At 44.7% G+C, this 16305-nt stretch carries 10 protein-coding genes and 1 pseudogene; 6 read left to right on the top strand and 5 right to left on the bottom strand.

Going from position 1 to position 16305, the window contains the following annotated elements; genetic code table 11:
* Positions 1-237: 237 nt before the first annotated feature.
* Together CHRO_RS12715 and lysS are read left to right on the top strand one after the other, a co-directional pair.
* Positions 238-1212 (top strand): M48 family metallopeptidase, encoded by a 975-nt coding sequence (locus tag CHRO_RS12715; protein ID WP_015154614.1) that lies wholly within the window; start codon positions 238-240, stop codon positions 1210-1212.
* Between the two features lie 135 nt (positions 1213-1347).
* A complete protein-coding gene (gene lysS, locus CHRO_RS12720) occupies positions 1348-2853 on the top strand; it encodes a lysine--tRNA ligase (RefSeq protein ID WP_015154615.1) in 1506 nt (501 codons plus the stop codon).
* Between the two features lie 147 nt (positions 2854-3000).
* Here lysS and CHRO_RS12725 read toward each other — a convergent pair whose 3' ends face one another.
* Together CHRO_RS12725 and CHRO_RS12730 are read right to left on the bottom strand one after the other, a co-directional pair.
* Positions 3001-3942, bottom strand: a complete 942-nt coding sequence (locus tag CHRO_RS12725) for an ABC transporter ATP-binding protein (RefSeq protein WP_015154616.1) — start codon at positions 3940-3942, stop codon at positions 3001-3003.
* Between the two features lie 378 nt (positions 3943-4320).
* Positions 4321-4944, bottom strand: a complete 624-nt coding sequence (locus CHRO_RS12730; protein ID WP_015154617.1) for a DJ-1/PfpI family protein — start codon at positions 4942-4944, stop codon at positions 4321-4323.
* 400 nt (positions 4945-5344) lie between these two features.
* Here CHRO_RS12730 and sbcC point away from each other — a divergent pair, with 400 nt between their 5' ends.
* Positions 5345-8371, top strand: coding sequence for an exonuclease subunit SbcC (gene sbcC, locus CHRO_RS12735; RefSeq protein WP_015154618.1), 3027 nt, complete (start codon positions 5345-5347; stop codon positions 8369-8371).
* A gap of 278 nt (positions 8372-8649) precedes the next feature.
* A complete protein-coding gene (locus CHRO_RS12740; protein ID WP_015154619.1) occupies positions 8650-9246 on the top strand; it encodes a gamma-glutamylcyclotransferase in 597 nt (198 codons plus the stop codon).
* Between the two features lie 116 nt (positions 9247-9362).
* On the opposite strand, the gene CHRO_RS12745 is transcribed toward CHRO_RS12740, so the two are convergent.
* Positions 9363-10235 (bottom strand): sulfurtransferase, encoded by an 873-nt coding sequence (locus CHRO_RS12745; RefSeq protein WP_015154620.1) that lies wholly within the window; start codon positions 10233-10235, stop codon positions 9363-9365.
* Positions 10236-10761: 526 nt separating this feature from the next.
* Entirely contained in the window at positions 10762-11580 is an 819-nt protein-coding gene (locus tag CHRO_RS12750) for a prohibitin family protein (protein ID WP_015154621.1), read from the bottom strand.
* Positions 11581-11853: 273 nt separating this feature from the next.
* Here CHRO_RS12750 and nfi point away from each other — a divergent pair, with 273 nt between their 5' ends.
* Complete coding sequence (gene nfi / locus CHRO_RS12755) at positions 11854-12519, top strand: deoxyribonuclease V (protein ID WP_015154622.1); 666 nt, start codon at positions 11854-11856, stop codon at positions 12517-12519.
* Between the two features lie 113 nt (positions 12520-12632).
* The gene (locus CHRO_RS12760) at positions 12633-14579 is read left to right on the top strand and encodes a serine/threonine-protein kinase (protein WP_015154623.1); all 1947 of its coding nucleotides are present in this window, start codon (positions 12633-12635) and stop codon (positions 14577-14579) included.
* 301 nt (positions 14580-14880) lie between these two features.
* Here the strand turns inward: CHRO_RS12760 and CHRO_RS31190 are convergent.
* A pseudogene (locus CHRO_RS31190) lies at positions 14881-16287 on the bottom strand (ISNCY family transposase).
* Positions 16288-16305 lie beyond the last annotated feature (18 nt).

Genomic DNA, 16305 nt, shown 5'->3' on the forward strand with positions numbered 1-16305 from the left:
GGGCGAGGAGCGAGGAGCGAGGGGGATAAGGAGGACAAGGGGGACTAGGGGGACTAGAGGACTAGGGAGAAAAGAGAGATGAGGAAGCGCAAGGTAGCACAAGGTCACGCTTGGGAGCAATTACTAACTACCCATTACCCATTACCAATCTAAAAGCCAAAATTTCCCTCACTCCTCGCTCCTCGCTCCTCGCTCCTCCCTTTTCGCCAATCACTAAACCTATTACCAATTCGCACAATGCCAACTTATCCAGACATTTCTTGCGAAACTTTTCGCCATCCGCTCGATCGGCAAGCGGAACAAGCTTTACGGAGTTTACCAGGTTTTGATTTGGTAGCGACACAATTCATCAAATTTTTCTACGAACGCCCCCAAATGGTCTATCACATGGGCAACAGCATTCAAGTGGGAGCGCGCCAGTATTCTAGCGTCTACCAAATTTTTCGCGAATGCGTTCGAGATTTAGATATTTCTCCAGAACCAGTTTTGTTCGTGTCTCAAACTCCCGTCGTCAATGCCTATGCTCTCGGTCAGGAGGAACCTAATATCGTTCTCAACACTGGACTGTTGGATCTATTGAATCCTACAGAAATTCGCACGGTGATAGCACACGAATTAGGACATCTCAAATGCGGTCATACAATTTTGATTCAAATGGCAACTTGGGTGATTTCCACGGCTAACTATATTGGAGCTAGAACTCTAGGGTTGGGAAATTTAGTCAGTAGTGGATTGGTATTTGCCTTCTACGAATGGAAGCGGAAAGCCGAGTTATCAGCAGATCGAGCAGCCTTGATGGTGATGGACGATCTTAAACCAGTCTTGCAAACAATGATGAAGCTAGCTGGGGGTAGCATTCAGTACGGTCATGAATGCAGTTTAGACGAGTTTATCCGGCAAGCAGAAAGATTCCAAGAACTCGACCAAGATAGCTTGAACCAAGTTTATAAATTTCTGCTTTACAATAACTTTCCCCAAAACTTGTTTCTAACGCATCCATTTGCGGTAGAACGGATAACTTATCTGCAACAATGGGCAAATTCTGCCGAATATCGTCAAATTCGCCAAGGAAATTATTCGCGATCGCCAGCTCAAAACGCAGTTAACGTCCAAACAGAATCATCCCCATCTGCCGCAACAGAGGATTTGCGCCGTCAAATTGAAGAATTGCAACGCGAGATCGATCGAATCAAGAAGAGGGGTGAGGAGTGAGGAGTGAGGGAGACAAGGAAGACAAGGGAGATAAGGAAGAGATAGCTAATGACAAATGACAAATGACGAATGACAAATTCTTTATAATCAAAGATTGCGTCCCTTTATCAGTGCATTCCCTTTAGGAAAGTAGTCATGGCAGAAGAAGATATCCGTGCCACGCGGTTAGAGAAAGTCGAGCAGTTGCGGCAGTTGGGTTTAAATCCCTATGCTTATCGTTGGGAATCTACCCACCATGCAGCTCAATTACAAGAAAAGTATGCCGACTTACCCAATGGGGAAGAGGTAGAAATAGAAGTGGCGATCGCGGGTAGAATCATCGCGCGCCGCGTTTTTGGCAAACTGGCTTTCTTCGGCTTGCAAGACGAGACTGGCACGATCCAGCTGTATTTAGATAAAAAAAGAATCGATACTACGATGGCAGAGATCGATCCAGATGCCTTCAATCATCTGAAGCAACTGACAGACGCAGGGGACATTTTAGGCGCAAAAGGGACGATCAAACGCACGGAAAAGGGTGAATTATCGGTTTTTGTTAACCAATACGCTATTCTTACCAAGTCTTTACTTCCCTTGCCCGATAAGTGGCATGGCTTGACTGATGTAGCTAAGCGCTATCGTCAGCGTTACGTAGATTTAATTGTCAATCCAGAAGTCCGGCAAACTTTTCGCCGTCGCGCTCAAATTACGGCAGGAATTCGCCGCTTTTTGGAGCAGCAGGGTTTTATTGAAATTGAAACTCCTGTGCTACAAGCAGAAGCAGGCGGGGCTGATGCTCGTCCCTTCATCACGCATCACAACACCCTAGAAATGGATTTGTATCTGCGGATTGCCACAGAACTCCATCTCAAGCGGTTGGTCGTGGGTGGATTTGAGAAAGTATTTGAATTGGGGCGCATTTTTCGGAACGAGGGCGTTTCTACCCGTCACAATCCAGAATTTACTTCGATTGAAATTTACCAAGCCTACGCCGATTATCACGACGTGATGCAATTGGTAGAAAATATCATCACTACTGTGACACGGGAAGTCTTAGGCACGCTGCAAATCACCTATCAAGACGAGGCGATCGATCTCACACCCCCGTGGCGCAGGGTGACGATGCACGATCTCGTACAGGAGAAAACAGGATTAGACTTTCATGCTTTCTCAAGTTTAGATGAGGCAAAGGTTGCGGCGAAACAAGCGGGAATTCAAGCAGTTGAGGAATGTACTTCGATTGGCAAACTCTTGAATGAGACGTTTGAACAATCTTGCGAAGCCACGCTGATTCAACCTACATATGTCATCGATTACCCTGTAGAAATTTCGCCACTTTCCAAGCCTCACCGCTCAAAGCCTGGTTTGGTAGAGCGATTTGAGTTATTTGTAGCTGGACGCGAAACCGCCAACGGATTTTCTGAGTTGAGCGATCCGATCGATCAAAGACAGCGATTAGAAGCACAAGCAGCCCGTAAAGCAGCTGGAGATTTAGAAGCACAGGGAGTAGACGAAGACTTTCTCACAGCTTTAGAGTACGGCTTGCCACCTACTGGTGGTGTAGGCATCGGGATCGATCGCCTGGTGATGCTCTTAACCGATTGTGCCAGTATTCGGGATGCGATCGCCTTTCCTTTACTGAAACCAGAAGCAAGCGAATAGGGAGTTGTAGGGGCGGGTTTTTACAGGATATCCCTGAAACAACCCAGAATTGAGCGAATAAACCCGCCCGTACAGAAGTCGGGAGTCGGGGAAGAGAGCTGAGGGAGAATTTAATTCCGAATTCCGAATTCCGAATTCCGAATTTCTCTACTGTTCCATCAAGCTTAAAAAAACCTCTTCCAGCGTAGGACTGACTTTGCGAACTTCTTCTACTTCTACTCCAGCTTGGACTAACATTTTGACGATGGGAGCAGAACTGATGAGTTGATGTTGGGAGATAGTTAAGCGATCGCTCTCATTGTTAATTTTAGAAATGTCAATCTCAGCAATGAGCGGTTGAGACTCTAACCAATCGAGCGCATTTGCTGTAAATCCACGTCCGATAATTTCTAGTTTGGGATTGCCAGCTTGCGATCGCAACCGCTCGGGATGTCCTACTGCTAAAAGTTTACCTTGACGAATCACGCCGACTTGCTGACACAATTTTTCGGCTTCTGCCAAGTTGTGAGTCGTTAAGAATACTGTCACTCCTTCCTGCGCTACCATTTCCTGAATGTTGTCGCGCAAAGCAGCAGCAGCGACGGGATCGAGTCCGATGGTGGGTTCGTCGAGAAAGATTAATGGCGGAGAATGTAACATCGCCCGAGCGATCGCGAGTTTTTGTTTCATGCCCCGACTCCATTCTCCTACTCTTTGATGGCGGCGCTGCCACAAACCCATGTGTGAAAGTAATTCTTGAATCCGCGATCGCCTTTTGGCTGTGGGAATGCGCCAAGCCCGAGCGTAAAATTCTAAGTTATCTTCTGCGCTGAGTCGTTCGTAAAGTCCTGGGTGTTCTAGCAAAGCACCCGTGCGCTGGCGAATGGCATGGGAGTGGGTACGGCAATCGAAACCCAGTACCTCAGCTTGACCAGCCGTTGGCTCTAAAATTCCTAGTAGAAGCCTAATTGTTGTAGTTTTACCAGAACCATTCGCCCCCAAAAAGCCAAACACAATTCCTTGCGGGACTTCCAGCGATAAGTTGTCCAAAGCCGTAACATTACCAAAACTCCGACATAGTTGAGCAGTCCGAATTGCATTAGCACTCATGTCAAGCTGCTGTATGGTGCTGCTCTAGGGTACTGTAAAAATGGTCATTGATGAGTGGCTAGTGACTAGTGGCTAGTGACTAGAAAAGAGTTCAGCCACTAGCCACCAGTCACCAGTCACCAGTCACTGATAACCGATAACCAATTTGCAAAGTGTCACGTGCTACTGTTTTCCCCTAGAGGAGTAGCCTAAACTAAAGTTGTGTGTGAGGAGTGGTATTAAAGAAAAAGCTCTTGGGGTCGAAACACGGCAAGACTCCCAAGAGCTTTTTCTATTTTGGTGCTTCAAATAATGCTGCTACTGCTTAACTTGTGCCACTTAGTAAGAGCGATCGCGAAGTCTTCATCAGTTTTCTAGCCACTAGCCACCAGCCACTAGTCACTGATAACTGCTCACTGGTAACTGGTCATTGGTAGCTGATAAATGCTCGATGTTGGTTCCCAACAACTTGAGAAATTCTGCTAACCAGTTAGGATGAGCGAGCCATGCGGGTGCTGTAACCAAGTTACCATCCACCATCGCCTCGTCTGGAGGAATGTGAACGTATAAACCGCCAGTTTTCATCACGTCGGGTCCGCAGGCTGGGTATGCAGTGCAACTCTTACCTTGTAATACATCGGCTGCTGCTAGGACTTGTAAGCCGTGACAAATTGCCGCAATTGGTTTGTTGGTTTGGGCAAAGTGGCGTGCAATATCCAAAACTTTTTGATTTAGACGGATGTATTCTGGCGCTCTACCGCCTGGTATGACTAAAGCGTCGTAGTTTTCGGCTTTAACTTCATCGAAGGAGGCGTTTAAGGCAAAGTTATGTCCTGGCTTCTCACTGTAAGTTTGGTCGCCTTCAAAATCGTGTATTGCCGTGCGTACCTTTTCCCCTGCTGTTTTATCAGGACAGACAGCATGAACTGTATGTCCTACCATCTGTAGCGCCTGGAATGGAACCATGACTTCATAATCTTCTACGTAGTCACCAACCAGCATCAAAATTTTTTTCGCCGTCATTGGTTTAGTCCTCCATTATGAGTTGGTAATTGGTAATTGGTAATTCGTCGTCGAGCGTACCAATTTACCTCATGTGTAACTTTTTTCTTAACTTCTAACTCATTGGGGTTGGAAGATCGGAGAACTGCGACACTCTCCAAAAAATCTCCGTTATCAAGAGGAGTTGGGGGATCTTCTATAGCGTTGTTTTAAAAAAATGTTATCATTTGACATTTATCATTTGCGATTTGTCAGATCGTTTTGGTGGTGAACTAGAAGGTATTTGCTGTCGCTCGCTAGCGACAACCAACTACCAACTACCAATTACCAATTACCATTATCAATTTTTTACTACAATAAACTAGGTGACAGTGCATCTGTACTGTTATTTCCAGATCGAGGGTGTGACGCAGCAGTATAAATGATTCCAGTCCAACTTATACTTAAAAACTTCCTCAGTTATCGCGAGACGACACTTGATTTTAGCGGGCTACATATTGCCTGTATATGTGGCTCGAATGGGGCGGGTAAATCATCTCTACTCGAAGCGATTACCTGGGCGGTTTGGGGTCAGAGTCGTGCTGTAGCGGAAGATGATATCATTCATGCCGGAGCAAAAGAAGTACGGGTTGATTTTCTGTTTTACAGCGATCGCCACAAATATCGCGTGATTCGTACCCGTTACCGAGGACAAAGCAGTTCCCTAGAGTTTCAAGTCGAAACGCCACAAGGCTTTCGCTCGCTAACTGAAAAGGGAGTCCGAGCCACTCAGTCATTAATTTTAGAACACGTTAAGCTGGACTACGAAACATTTATTAACTCAGCGTATTTGCGTCAGGGACGAGCTGATGAATTCATGCTCAAGCGCCCCAACGAACGTAAAGAAATTTTGGCGGAGTTACTGAAACTGCGTCGTTATGACGAACTAGAGGAACGGGCAAAAGATCTGTCGAAATCTTTTCGCGCTCAAGCCGATCAATTAGAACAGGCTTTGCAATCGCTTGCCACCCAACTACAACAACAAGAAGCGATCGCCACTCATCTAGCAGAAATTGAAGCTCAAGTCAACCAGTTGCAGCAGGAACAAGCTTTTGATGACATTCAACTCAAAAGCTTACAAGTCATTCGCAGTCAACAACAAAACTGGGAACAACAATTAAGTTTCCTCAAACAGCAGTCTCAAAATCTAACGGTGGATCGCGATCGCCTCCAACAAGAGCATTTAGCGATCGAGTCTCAACTGGCAGCTGTAGCAGAGATTTTAAATCGAGAGCCGGAAATTCAAGCCGGATACCAACACTATCAAGATCTCTTAGGGCAGGAAGAAGAATTCAGCACTAAATTTCAGGAATACAGCCACGCCCAACAACAGCACACTCGATTACAGCAACAACTCGTACAGCAAGTCAACGAACTTCAGCGCCAATTACAACGTGCTGAAGGTCAGCTAGTTATTTTACAACAGCAAGAACAGGAAACTCAACAAGCTCTGAGCAAATCGGCGGAAGTAGAAGCAGGAGTCTTACAACTCGCCGCCGCCCGCGATCGCTTGGCAAATTTAGATCGGCTGCAACTCCAAGTTTCTCCTTTGATCCAGCGGCGTAATACCCTGCAAGCTCAAATTGATAAAGTCCAAGCGCGGTTAACTGCCAAACTAGAAGAACTGGAAACGCAACAAATTACCTTGAGCCAGCAGCAATCGACTCAGTCACAGCTACAACAAACTGCGACAGACGTAGCAGTCCAAATCGAGCAGCTAGAGAAAGATAAAGTCTATATCGAACGGGTACGGGAAAAAGGACAGGAACGCCGCCATTTTTTAGAACGCCTGCAAGAGCAACAACGAGAATTTGAAAAGCAATTAGGAGAAGTCGAGCAAAAAATTCAGATGCTCTCCGTACCAGATGCGGTGTGTCCCTTGTGTGAGCGTCCTTTGGACGAACATCATTGGAATCGCGTCGTAGACAAAACTAAAGAACAGAAAAGGGATACTGAAGAACAATTTATAGTTGTCCGAGAACAGTTGGTAGTCACGGAAACTGAAATTCAAGAACTGCGACGACGATATCGGGAAGTCGCGCAGAAACTCACCCAATACGATGCTTTACGAGAGCAACGGGGACAAGTCATCGCGCAACTATCTGCTAGCGATGAGTTGCAAAGTCGCTTAGAACAAATTGCAGCAGAAAAACAACACCTAGAGCGATCGCTAGCTCAGGGAGACTACGCTGCCGATTTACAAACAGAATTAAATCAACTCAATTCCCAACTTCAGCAACTCAACTACAGCGAAGAAAGCCATGCTTTGGCGCGGAGTGAGGTCGATAAATTGCGATGGGCAGAAGTGCGACAGGCACAAATTAAAGATGCTCAAAAGCGACAGGCACAAATTATCGCCCGACAGCCGGAAATGAGAACGCAAATTGACGATTTGTCTCAGCAAATCGAGCAATACCAAGTTGAGTCTGAATGTGCCAAACAAATAGCCGCGATCGCCGATCGCATCGACGAAATCGGTTACGATCCGGATCGACACAGCACCCTAAGAACGGCAATTCGACAAGCCCAAGTGTGGCAATTGAGCTATCAACAACTACTCTCAGCTCAAGAACAGTATCCTCAACTAGAGCAGCGATCGCGCGATTTAGCTGAAGCCGTACAAGCTAGAACTGCCGAACGCCAAGTTCTTGCGGTTCAAATTGAAGAAGTGATTCAAAAGTTAGAACAGTCTCCCAATACCACAACTGAAATTCAAACTCTAGAATCACAATTGGCGTTTCGTCGCCGCCAACTCGACGATCGCCTCAGTCAGTTAGGACGCTTGCAGCAGCAATCTCAGCAATTAGCCGCGATGCAAGCTCAGCAGGAACAACAGCAGCAACAACTCCAAGTTGCTCGTCGGCAACAGCGAGTTTATCAAGAATTAGGGCAGGCGTTTGGCAAAAACGGCATTCAAGCGCTGATGATTGAAAATCTGTTACCTCAACTGGAAGCAGAAACCAACCAATTGTTAGCGCGGCTGTCTGCCAACCAGTTACACGTCCAATTTATTACCCAAAAAACCGGACGTAGCGGACGCGCAGCGAAAAAAAATGCCAAAACGATCGATACCTTAGATATTTTAATTGCCGATGCACGGGGAACCAGACCTTACGAAACCTACTCTGGCGGCGAGGCATTTCGGATCAATTTTGCCATTAGACTAGCCCTGGCGAGATTGTTAGCCCAAAGAGCAGGAGCATCTTTACAATTATTGATTGTTGATGAGGGGTTCGGCACGCAAGACCAAGAAGGGTGCGATCGCCTAATTGCCGCCGTCAACGCGATCGCTGCTGACTTTTCCTGCATCCTCGCAGTGACGCACATGCCCTATTTCAAAGAAGCTTTCCAAGCCCGCATCGAAGTCGTCAAGACTCAAAATGGTTCGCAGTTAAGTTTGTCTATGTAAGGGAGCAGGGGAAAGAGAGCTGAGGGAGCTGAGGGAGCGCAAGATTGCTGAGGGAGAAAAACAACCATCAACTAACAACCAACAACCAACAACTAATCATAATCTACGGTTATCTTATCGGGATACGTTGCTTTAAATTAGAGTGTCTGATAAGATAATGCTCATAGCGAGTCAGCTGTAGCACATCTAATTTGCACCATGCAGTTAGCTAAACTTGAGCGTGTTGTAGCTTTCAGCCTTTTGCCTTTTAACTTTTGACTTTTTACTACCATCAGCTTATGAGCGGGCTAGGACAATTACAAGACTGGGTAGCAAGTACTGATGAAACTATCGGTAAAAACGCGATCGGCAATGCCTATTTGAGTCAGCAACAGCAACGCGAACCGATGTTTTACTATTTTGCTTACGGCTCTTGTATGTGTCCGGTAGATTTAAAGCGATCGCTCGGTGAAAAAACTCACGTATATGCGATCGGTCCTGCGACTCTCAAAGGCTACAGGTTAGGCTTCTACTCCTATTCTCCGTTGCGAAACTCTGGTGTATTGGATGTTGTCCCCGATAAAACAGCTAGCGTGGAAGGGGTATTGTACATGCTACCAAAACGCCTGAGCCAAGCCCTCGATCGCCGTGAGGGAGTCGCTGAAAATTGGTATCGTCACGAAAGAATCAGCGTCCACAGCCGAGAACGTATCTACAAAGGCGTGAGGACATACGTTGTCGTGAATAAACTAGCAACAGAAATGCCCCCTAACGACTGGTATTTTGATGTAGTCCTTAGAGGTGCAGTAACTTGCGGCTTGTCAGAAAAATATTGCTGGCAATTGTTCGATCGCATGTACCAGTTGCAAAGGCAAGCGGTAATGGGTAATTGGTAATGGGTAATGGGCAATTCGCGCCTTTTCGCGCCTTTTCGCGCCATGAGCGCAATTCAGATTAATTAATCACTCTCTACTGCTCCCTGCTCCCTGCTCCCTGCTCCCTTTGTTCACTGTTAACTGGTCACTGAAAACTGATAACTGTTAACTGGTTTGCCTGTCTCAATTGGCAAAGATGGATCGCGAGACCATTCATTCCAAGAAGCAAAATAGTTTCTCACATTTTTAATTCCCGCTTCTTGAAGGGCGATTAAGGTGTTGGAGGCGCGAGAACCTTTGAAACAGTAGACATACACCGTTGATTCTGGAGTAATGCCCACCTTCTCACACATTGCTAAAACTTCTTCTTTGGAACGGAGTGTAGGAATTTCAGTATTGGGAACCATGAAGTCATACCACTCAATCCAAACCGCACCGGGAATTCTACCTTTGCGGGGACAGAAATCTACGCCATAAGGAGAAGAACTGTCACCCATCCACTCATCGCGATCGCGCACGTCTAACTTGATAATGGCTGGGTTGTCCAAAGATTGCAACATCTGTTCTGTAGTCACCATAATTGCCGGATCGATGTCCATCACAAACGTTGTTGGTTCTGGTGTAGGAACTTCCGCAGTTGTCGGTAACCCCATCTTCAACCAAGCTTGATAACCGCCATGCAATACGGATACTTGCTGACACCCAAAATACTTCAGTAGAAAGTATCCTCGACAAGATTGTCCAAAGCCTTTATTCATCGCCTCTTCGTAGATGACAATCTTTTCTCTACCTGAAATACCAGCTACGCCTAAAAGTTTGGTAAATTCCGCGTGCAGGCTATTCAATCCTTCAGGTGTAGAGGCAGCTAAATAAGTAAAAATCTCGCGAATATTGACTGCGCCAGGAATATGGGCAATTGCGTACTCTTCTGGAGCGCGAGTGTCAACGATCGCTATTGACTCCTGCTGCACTAAAGTCGCAAGTTCTTCTGGGGAAATCAGCGGTTTCATTGTTTTGCCTTATTCCTATTTGATTTGGACAATCTTACGGACTTACGGACTCACTCTGAAGCATCACAGTCAGGTGAAATGGGCAAGCGGGGCTATAAAAGACAGCACCCGCACCCAGTAACTAATGCATTCCACCAAGACTGGTGCTATTAAATAGAACGTTCTATCCACTAACTAGTATTAAGGTAGCTAGCACAAATAAAAAGTGTCTCGCTATACCAGTTGACTTATATCTTTAGGAATAGGCATTCGTTTTACGTAGAACAAAAGAAAGTTCGGTATAAATGTTTTTCCGTGAATTTTAAATATAAATAACTAGTATAGGAGCTTACAGCCACTCCAGCAAAAAATTTTGTATAAAAAGCTTCCCAATCGAGAGAATTTAGACGAAGAGTACAAGAGATATTATGAATGCAAGCAAAAAGTTTAAGTAACAGTTATCAGTTGTCAGTGACTAGTGGCTAGTGATTAGTGACTAGAAAAGAGTCTAGCCACTAGCCACTCACCATCAACCGATCGCTCATAATTATTTCTTATTGTTCAAATCGGCAGGATTGATATTTATTAAAGGTAGACTACTGTTACCGCTCATGACTGTAGGGAAACGCCCATCCCATTTTTCAATCGCTTGTTTTTGCAATATTTCTGGAGTCAAAGTGAGTCGCTGCAATCTTTGCGCTTCTGCTTGTCCTTTAGCACGGTTGACTTCTGCTTGCGCTTCTTTTGTCGCTTTTAAAGCAACAAAATCTGCTTGCTTGGCTTCCTGTTCGGCAATTTGTTTTGACTCAATAGCTTTGCTAAACTCTGGCGAGAAGGAAAAATTCACTAGAGAAACGTCGTCTACCATGACTCCATAATCTCCCAGACGAGATTTTAGAGCATCGTCAATTTCTGCTTTTAAGTCTGTTCTTTTGGTAATAATTTCTTCCGCAGTTTTTTTTGCAGTTGCCGCTTTGAGAACTTCGGAGACGGCTGGAGTAACGATCCCGTCAACGATTTGTTCTTCATCCCCGACTCGTTGAAAAATCTTATTGACCTGTGTAGGATCGATGTGCCAGTTAACAGCTAGTTCTGTGGTGACTTTTTGCAAGTCTTTAGAAGCAGCATCAGCATTAAAACTACTTTTCTGAACGCGCACGCTCAAAGTTTTAACTGTGGTGACAAAAGGTACGATCGCATGTAATCCTTCATCCAGAATTCCCTCTTGAACTTTGCCAAATTGCATCATTACGCCTCTTTGCCCTACATTAACGATCGCAAAAGGACGAAAGATGAATGCAACAATTAATAGAACGATCCCGCCAGCAAAGGGCAAACTTGTTTTAAGATAATCGCTGTTTCTCATAAAATTAGTGGCTAGTGGCTAGTGGCTAGTGGTTAGGTGAAAAGTCAAGTCACTGTCTACTTGTTCATTTAGTTATTCAATACCAATTATTCATTATTAATCCGTACTGTTTGGTTTTAATTGTATTAAGCGCTCAAATAATAGAATTTGGGGAAAATTGCTAAAAATCTTAAGATAAGCGTCTTCCTGAGTTATTGATAACTGGTTGCTGATAACTGATAACTTTGTAGAGACGTTACATATAACGTCTCTACACTGACTGACAACTGATTCATGAAGATTAACCAACGCCATACTTGGACTTTAACTACAGCAGAAGCGATCGCAATTCAAGAAAAATTACGAGGTGAAATTATTACTACAGATAAAATTCCGACACCAGTACAGTATGTTGCAGGTGTAGATATGGGTTTTGAGGCAGATGGTACGATAAGTCGAGCTGCGGTTGCCGTGCTAAGTTTTCCCAGTCTGCAACTCCAAGAAACAGCGATCGCACGTCGTCCGACAAGTTTTCCCTATATCCCAGGATTCTTATCATTTCGGGAAGTTCCTGCCGTTCTTGATGCTCTGGAAAAAATTAACATTACGCCCGATATAATTTTGTGTGACGGTCAGGGAATTGCTCATCCGCGTCGATTTGGAATCGCTTGTCATTTAGGGTTAATTGTGAATATACCAACTATAGGTGTGGCAAAGTCTCTACTGATTGGCAAACATCAAGAAGTCCCAGAAGCACGAGGTAGTTGGCAACTCTTAACCGATAAAGGAGAAACTATTGGTGCAGTACTTAGAACCAGAACTGGGACAAAACCACTCTATATTTCTAGCGGGCATCGAGTCAGCTTAACCACTGCGATCGATTATGTTTTGCAATGTACGCCAAAATATCGTCTGCCAGAAACTACCCGCATTGCCGACAAATTAGCTTCGTCAAAGTGAAAATAAGGCAGAGGACAGATGACAGGGGCAGAAGGAATGCGTACTTTGGAGTTTAACTGCGATCGCTGACTCGGTAACAATATGGACGCTCTGCTGCTGGATAAGATCGACTAATGCTAGGTACACTGCTAGACGGGCGCTACAGCATTATTAGTCAATTGGGACGCGGCTACTATGGGGAAACCTACCTCGCTGAAGACCTGCGCAGAATGAAAAGACAGTGCGTGGTGAAACGGTTGAAACCCGCAAGCAACGATCCAAACACATTACGAGAAGCAAAACTATTATTTGATTCTGAAGCTAGAGTTTTAGAAAGTTTGGGAAGAAGACACGAGAAAACTCCAGACTTACTCGATTATTTTATTGAAAACGAAGAATTTTATTTAGTACAGGAACTCGTTGAAGGTTATCCCTTAAGTACGTTGCTGGCAGACGGTCAGCAGCTACCAGAAGCAGAGGTATTCAATCTACTTGTAGATGTACTAGAAATTTTGAATTTTGTCCACCAGAGTCAAGTCATTCATCGAGATATTAAACCTAGTAATATCATTCGACGACACAAAGACGGGAGATCGATCTTAATTGACTTTGGGGCAGTCAAGCAAGTTAATACTCAGATAGTTGTTGGAAACGGACAAGTTACTTTCACGCGCGCGATCGGCACACCGGGATATATGCCCATCGAACAAGCTAGAGGCAGACCGCGTTATGCTAGCGATATATATGCGCTGGGAATGTCGGCAATCCAAGCCTTGACTGGAGTTGCGCCGAGCGAATTAAGCGAAGATGCAGATGGGGAAATTATCTGGCGCGATCGCGCCCAAGTTTCACCTCACCTAGCAGCAATTTTAGACAAGATGGTGCGTTTCCAAATAAGCGATCGCTACCAATCAGCAGACAAAGTACTATACGACTTACAACAACTTCAACGCTTTAGTTCTACTCCTACCCGCAGGCGATCGCTACCACCAATTAGATTACATCCGCGCAATCTCAGTGCTTTAGTTGCAGGTGGTGCAACTCTTCTACTTTTTTTGCTTGGAACTCAAATCTATGCCTACAGTCGATTTGGAGTATTTCCAGCCGATGTATTTGCGGTGATGCGGAGTTTACCGAGCAGCTTGCTACTAGAAAGATCGGCAGGTGGGCGCTCAGTTGATGCTCACCGCGCTCCTCTGAGTGTAAACGCGCCGATTTTTAGTAACTATAATTGTGTCACTTTCAGCTCTGATGGGCAAACGTTTGCTACTGGTAGCGGTGATGGGTCAATTAAAATTTGGGATTTTAATACGGGCAAACTACAGCGTCTTTTAACCGGACATTCAGGTCACGTCCATTCCCTAACGCTGAGTCCAGATGGAGAAATTCTTGCTAGTGGGAGTGGCGATCGCACGATCAAGTTGTGGAATCCTCACACGGGTAAACTGATCCAAACTCTCAGTGGCGGATTAAACCATGTTAATTCAGTGGCGATCGCGACCGACGGACAAACTTTGGCAAGTGGGAGCAATGACGGAATTGTCAAGCTGTGGAATTTGAATACAGGTCAATTGCGACATAACCTCAACGGACATTCCGGCGATGTCAATGCTGTTGCCATCAGCCGCGATGGACAAATTCTTGCCACTGGTAGCAGCGACGAGACGATTAAGTTGTGGAATCTGGATACAGGCAAGTTAATTCGGACTATCAGTGGTGCTGGAAATGTGTTTTCCCTAGCTACGAGCAACAACGGACAAATTGCTAGTGGCAGTAGTGATGGGACAATTAAACTGTGGAATCTGAATACGGGTCAGCTCGTTCGTACCTTGAGCAGCGATCGCAGCGTAGTCACTTCTGTTGCGATCGGCTCTGATGGTAAAACACTGGCAAGTAACAGTAGCGATCGCGTTGTCAAGCTGTGGAATCTGGAGACAGGCAAGTTACGCCACACCTTAATCGGCTACGTGACAGGAAATGCAGACTATTTTAATGCCGTCGCCTTCAGTCCCAGGGGACAAACATTAGTTAGCGGGACTGGTAATGGCACAATTGATGTTTGGCGCGTACCGCAGCAGTAGCCGATCCCCCAACCCCCTTAAAAAGGGGGCATTCATTCCCCCTTCAAAAGGGGGGCTAGGGGGGATCGAGATCTCAATTTTCAAGCGCGTAACTCCAAAATTGGAGTTTAGACTAGTTTCCGGTGCAAAACATGAGAAAGTATCAGTGAAAAAATTAGTGTAGCTCTGCATATTGTTAATAAGATTTTGTGAATGAATTCATTTCGAGAAGATTAATAAATATTTCAATAGTTGAATAATACCAACTATTTTAGATAGTGATTAACTAGCTCTAGCAATTCCAAAATAAATAGTTAATATTTCAAGTATTTTTATCAGTTTTGCTCAAATTTCTCCTCATGCTAGCCAAATTATGAGCGATGATTCCCCATCCTACCCAACGTTCAAAACCTCTACTAGTTTTGTATAAACATCGTTCTAATCCAAAGCATATGTGTGAGAACACTTATACGTCCTTCTATCCCGTTATGCCAGCGGCGACCTTTCTGAAAATTTCTCTTTCTTTCAAAATTATCTCTTTCTTTACTCTTATAGCCTCCCTTGGGGAGGATTACTTGTTTGACTCCTAATTTTTGAGCATAGTTTTCATTTGGGTGAGAATAAACTCCTCGGTCGGCGCTTGCTTGCTTGGGTGGACGACCAAAAATTTGTAGATGTTGGTCAAGGCTCTCAACCCACTGTTGCGTATCGTGAGGATTACCTTTGAGAACTCGATAATTACTGATTAGCCCTCCATCAACTTCATCTAACCAAACTTTATGTCCAAATTCTGTTGATAAATTAGGTTTTCCTCGACAGATAATGTCAGTATGAGCTTCAAAGATACTCACGAGTTTTTCATGAGCCGAAACTCTTTCTTGACGTAAAACACGGCGAGATGACTGAGCAATAACTTGTGTGACGCGAGGAATAAAAATAGCTAAAGCTCAACCAACTTTTGCCGCTTTTAAATCGGTTGAATCCTTGAGAAGAACCTGTACCTTTTGAGCTTGTTTAAGACTAGCTTGAGTTACTTCAAGTAATCGGCGATAAGCTTGTTCTCTATTTTGACGACCCCACTGGCTTCGAGCTTGAGATAGACTATCAATATTGCGAGAAATTTTTCTAGCTGTCCGGTAACGGTTTTGGAATAATCGAGGATGAATTTTTGAGTTTGAACTCAGAATTTCTTTAGCCTTGTACAACAGACGGCTCATAACTCTCACCCCATCTACTAATAAGCTATTATCAGAAGGAAAGTGAATATTTGTGGCTCCTACTGTTCCGTCTGTTCTCATCTTTTGTGCTTTAGTTAATTGCAGCTCGATAGCCATTTGCGTCAGTCGTTGATTCAGTTTCTTCAAAGTTGTTTCACTTATTTGATTCGACCAACGAAAAGCGCGTACTCTTGTTCGGTAGTGGCTGAAAATATACTCGGCAGAATTGTCTTAGAACTAAACTTTCACTTACGTTTTTGATGGTCTTTTCGTAACTCAGGCAGCGTAAGTGTTTCAGAACTATCATCCGTAGTATAACTTCTACAGGAGTTGAATTTCTGCCGGTTTTGGTTGCATGAGAAGAACGCGAGAGATAAGTCAGCTTCAACTAACTCTAATAGGTTCTCATCATCGAGAATCTGGTCAATCTCAACCATTTCAGCATCCATCTTTCCAGTTAATTGCAGCAGAGTTCTAAATTTTTGCTCGATATGATATTTCTTTCGTAACACCTCTCACCAGCCCAACTC

This window comes from Chroococcidiopsis thermalis PCC 7203 (genome assembly GCF_000317125.1).
In the GTDB taxonomy this organism is placed as follows: domain Bacteria; phylum Cyanobacteriota; class Cyanobacteriia; order Cyanobacteriales; family Chroococcidiopsidaceae; genus Chroococcidiopsis; species Chroococcidiopsis thermalis.

Coding starts and splice junctions, on each gene's coding strand:
- CHRO_RS12725 (WP_015154616.1), bottom strand. CDS start 3,942: ATGAGTGCTAATGCAATTCGGACTGCTCAACTATGTCGGAGTTTTGGT.
- CHRO_RS12745 (WP_015154620.1), bottom strand. CDS start 10,235: ATGAAACCGCTGATTTCCCCAGAAGAACTTGCGACTTTAGTGCAGCAG.
- CHRO_RS12740 (WP_015154619.1), top strand. CDS start 8,650: ATGAGCGGGCTAGGACAATTACAAGACTGGGTAGCAAGTACTGATGAA.
- lysS (WP_015154615.1), top strand. CDS start 1,348: ATGGCAGAAGAAGATATCCGTGCCACGCGGTTAGAGAAAGTCGAGCAG.
- sbcC (WP_015154618.1), top strand. CDS start 5,345: ATGATTCCAGTCCAACTTATACTTAAAAACTTCCTCAGTTATCGCGAG.
- CHRO_RS12750 (WP_015154621.1), bottom strand. CDS start 11,580: ATGAGAAACAGCGATTATCTTAAAACAAGTTTGCCCTTTGCTGGCGGG.
- CHRO_RS12730 (WP_015154617.1), bottom strand. CDS start 4,944: ATGACGGCGAAAAAAATTTTGATGCTGGTTGGTGACTACGTAGAAGAT.
- CHRO_RS12760 (WP_015154623.1), top strand. CDS start 12,633: ATGCTAGGTACACTGCTAGACGGGCGCTACAGCATTATTAGTCAATTG.
- CHRO_RS12715 (WP_015154614.1), top strand. CDS start 238: ATGCCAACTTATCCAGACATTTCTTGCGAAACTTTTCGCCATCCGCTC.
- nfi (WP_015154622.1), top strand. CDS start 11,854: ATGAAGATTAACCAACGCCATACTTGGACTTTAACTACAGCAGAAGCG.